This is a genomic window from Streptomyces sp. NPDC020845, from assembly GCF_044334165.1.
In the GTDB taxonomy this organism is placed as follows: domain Bacteria; phylum Actinomycetota; class Actinomycetes; order Streptomycetales; family Streptomycetaceae; genus Streptomyces.
On sequence record NZ_JBIRSJ010000068.1, the window covers coordinates 1 to 4,145 of the forward strand.

Genomic DNA, 4,145 nt, shown 5'->3' on the forward strand with positions numbered 1-4,145 from the left:
GAGACCTCGACGCTGACCGCCGCGTACTGGGTGGACAACCTGCGTCATCAGGTGCGTTTCTCCACCGCCGTCGAGGCTGTCCTCGCGGACGGCTACCGGGTGTTGATCGAGGCAAGCCCGCACCCCGTCCTCGCCGTCGGCGTGCAGGAGACCGCCGAGGCACTGGACGTTCCGGTCGCCGTCGTCCCCACGCTGCAACGCGACCAGGGCGGCCCCGCGCAGCTCGCCCGCGCCCTCGGCCAGGCGTTCACCGCCGGACTGCCCGTGGACTGGAAGGCGTGGTTCGGGGTGACCGACCCCGCCGCCCCCGCCCCGCCCCTGCTCGACCTGCCCACCTACGCCTTCCAGCGACAGCGCCACTGGCTGATCGCCGACCGGACCGGCGAACCCACCGAACTGGGCCTCACCAACCCCGATCACCCGCTGCTCGCCGCCGCGATGCAGCTCGCCGACGAGAACACGCTGGTGCTCACCGGCCGCCTCTCCCGCGAGACCCACACCTGGCCGTGGCTGGCGGAACACCGTGTCGGCGACAGCGTCCTGATGCCGGGCGCCGCCTTCGCCGACCTGGCGCTGCACGCCGCCGCCCGCGCCGGCTGTGACCACGTCTCCGAACTCACCCTGCACGCCCCGCTCGTCATCCCCGACGAGGGCGCCATCCACCTCCAGGTCACCGTCGGACCGCCGAGCGAGAACGACGAGTCCGGCGAGCGGTCCATCACCTTCCACTCCCGGCCTGCCACCGGCCTCGACGGCGACGAGGACGAGGCGGCGTGGACGCGGCACGCCAGCGGCACCCTCGCGACGCGCCCGGATGACGCCGCGCCCGCGCCCGAGCCCCTCGACGGCGTCTGGCCACCGGCCGACGCCACCCCCATCCGGCCGCCCGTGCCCGAGCCGGGCATCGCCGGGCTGTGGCGGCTCGGCGAGGAGCTGTACGCCGAAGTCGCGCTGGACGATGCCGAACGCGCCGACGCGACGGCGTACGGCCTGCACCCCGCGCTCTTCAACGCCGCGCTGCGGGCCGTTGCCCTCGGCGCGGAGCGGGGAGCGGAGGGCCAGGGCGGCGACGACGAGGAGGAGATCGTTCTCCCCTTCTCCTGGAGCGGGCTGCGCCTGCACGCGGTCGGCGCCACCGACCTGCGGGTCCGCGTCCGCGTCAGCGCCGACAAGGAGCTGAGCCTGGCCACCGCCGATCCCCAGGGCGCGCCGGTCGCGACGCTTCAGGCGCTGGCCATGCGCCCGGTCAGGCTCGCGGAGCTGCAGCCCGCGGGCGGCGGCGCGGAACGCCGTTCGATGTTCCACCTCGTGTGGGCACCCCTCCCGGCGCCCGCCCTCGCGCCGCCCCTCCCCGACCTACGGATGGCGGTCGTCGGGGCCGACGCGGACGAGCCGCTTCTCGGCGTCCTGCCGGACACCACGCTCACCTGCCCCGACCTGCCCGCCCTCCGCGAGGCGATCGCGGACTCCGGCACCGCTCCCGAGCTGATCCTCGCCGTGGTCCCCGGCTCCCAGGACGCCGCCGAGCGGACGCGGGAGGTGACCGGCTCCCACCTCGCCGCCTTCCAGACGTGGCTGGCGGACCCGGTCCTCAGCACCAGCCAGCTCGCGCTCGTCACCCGGGGCGCGGTCGCCACCCACCCCGGCGAGGACGTACCCGACCTGGCCGCCGCCGCGCTGTGGGGCCTGGCCCGCAGCCTCCAGTCCGAGCAGCCGGGCCAGCTCGTCCTCCTCGACCTGGACGACAGCGACGCCTCGCTCCGCGCCCTGCCCGCCGCCCTCGCCGCCGCGTTCACCTCCGACCAGCGCGAACTGGCCCTGCGCGCCGGCAGCATCCACGCCCCCCAGCTCACCCGGCACCCAGCCGGCGATCCCGAGCCCACCGCCGCCGACCCCGAGCTCCCGGCGTTCGACCCCGACGGCACCGTGCTGATCACCGGCGGCACCGGCGCGCTCGGCGCCGTCATCGCGCGCCACATGGTCACGCGGTACGGTGCCCGCCACGTCCTCCTGGCCAGCCGCCGGGGCGCCGACGCGCCCGGCGCCGCCGAGCTGGCCGCCGACCTCACCGACCTCGGCGCCCAGGTCACGCTGACCGCCTGCGACATCGGCGACCGCGCGGCGCTGACCGCCCTGCTGGCGGCCGTCCCCGGCGAGCACCCCCTCACGGCGGTCGTGCACACGGCGGGCATCGTCAAGGACGGCATCGTGCAGAGCATCGCCCCCGACGAGCTGCGCGAGGTGCTGCGCGTCAAGGCCGAGGCCGCCTGGCACCTGCACGACCTGACGCGCGGGCTGCCCCTGTCGATGTTCGTGCTCTACTCCTCCCTCGCCGGCGTCATCGGTGGTGCGGGACAGGGCAGCTACGCCGCCGGGAACACCTTCCTCGACGCGCTGGCACACCACCGCCGCGCCCAGGGTCTCCCCGGCACCTCGCTGGCTTGGGGCTACTGGGAGCAGGACACCGGCATGGCGGGCCTCAAGGCCGTCGTCGCCCGCAACGCGCGGATCGGCGTCAACGGCCTCACCCCCGAGGAGGCGCTCGCCCTCTTCGACGCCGCCGTCGCGGGCGGCGAGCCCTTCCTCGTCCCGGCCCGGCTCGACCTGGCCCGGATACGCCGCCACCCCCGCAGGAGCGAAGTCCCGCTGGTGCTGCGGCACCTGCTGCCGAACGCCGCCGCTCAGGGCGCCGCCGGCGGCGTGCGGTCGGCGGCGTCCCCCGGCTCCTTCGGCCAGACGCTGCTCACCCTGCCCGAGGCCGACCGGCGCCAGGCCGTGCTGGACATGGTGTGCGGCCACGCGGCGGCAGTACTCGGCCACGACAGCGCGGCCGCGCTCCAGCCGGACCAGAAGTTCCGCGAGCTGGGATTCGACTCGCTGACCGCTGTCGAACTCCGCAACCGCATCAACGCGGACACCGGGCTGCGGCTGCCCGCCACTCTCGTCTTCGACCATCCCAGCCCTGCCGCCACCGCCGCCCACCTCCACGAACGCCTCGCCCCCGACGGGGAGGCCGCAGCCGCCTCGCTGCTCGCGGAGCTGGACCGGATCGAGGCCGCCCTGGCGGGGGTGCTGAACGGCGGCGACGGGGAAGAGCGGCAGCACCACCTCGCCATCGCCGGGCGGCTGCAGGAGCTGGCGCACAAGGCGGGCGCCGCGTCGGCGCCCTCGGTGGCCCCCGACCACGACGACCTCGGCACGGCGACCGACGACGAACTCTTCTACGTTCTCGACGAACTGAGCGGACTCCACGGCGGCGGCGCCCGGAACCACGCGGACAACGGCGACACCTCCCGACGGGACTGAGGGCGACATGGCGGACACCGAGAAGACCGAGAAGCTCCGTAACTACCTCAGGCAGGCGACCACCGATCTGCGTCAGGCGCTCGGAGAGCTGAACGACCTGAAGGAACGGAACCGCGAACCGATTGCGATCATCGGGATGGCCTGCCGTTACCCCGGCAAGGTCGCCTCCCCCGAGGACCTGTGGCGGCTCGTCGCCAACGAGGTCGACGCCATCGCCAGCCCGCCGGTCGACCGGGGCTGGGACCTCGACTCCCTCTACGACCCGACCCCGGGGCGTCCAGGCAAGAGCTACGTGCGCGAGGGCGGATTCCTCTACGACGCGGGCGAGTTCGACGCCGGCTTCTTCGAGATCTCGCCGCGCGAGGCATTGGCGATGGACCCGCAGCAGCGGCTGCTGCTGGAGACCGCGTGGGAGGCGTTCGAGCGGGCCGGGCTCACCCTGGACGACGTGAAGGGCAGCAGCACGGGCGTCTTCGCCGGGATGAGCGTGCACGACTACGCCGCCCAGCTCAGCGAGGTGACGGAGGAGATCACCGGCTACCTCGTTACCGGCACGGCGGGCGCGGTGCTCTCGGGGCGGTTGTCGTACGCGCTGGGGCTTGAGGGCCCTGCGGCGACGGTGGACACGGCCTGTTCGTCGTCGCTGGTGGCGATCCACATGGCCGCGCAGGCGCTGCGGGCGGGGGAGTGCTCGCTGGCGCTGGCGGGTGGGGTGACGGTGATGGGCACCCCCGGTCTCTTCGTGGAGTTCTCGCGGCAGCGGGGGCTGGCGGCGGATGGGCGGTGCAAGTCGTTCGCCGGGGCCGCGGATGGTACGGGGTGGGGTGAGGGCGTTGGTG

2 protein-coding genes are annotated in these 4,145 nt (G+C 74.6%); both read left to right on the forward strand.

All coding sequences use genetic code 11. From position 1 onward, the window contains the following. On the forward strand, nucleotides 1–3,306 hold a 3,306-nt coding region (locus ACH4U7_RS53050), incomplete at its 5' end, for an SDR family NAD(P)-dependent oxidoreductase (RefSeq protein WP_398534922.1). Nucleotides 3,307–3,313: 7 nt separating this feature from the next. Further along, a partial coding sequence (locus tag ACH4U7_RS53055; protein WP_398534923.1) for a beta-ketoacyl synthase N-terminal-like domain-containing protein occupies nucleotides 3,314–4,145 on the forward strand: 832 nt, incomplete at its 3' end.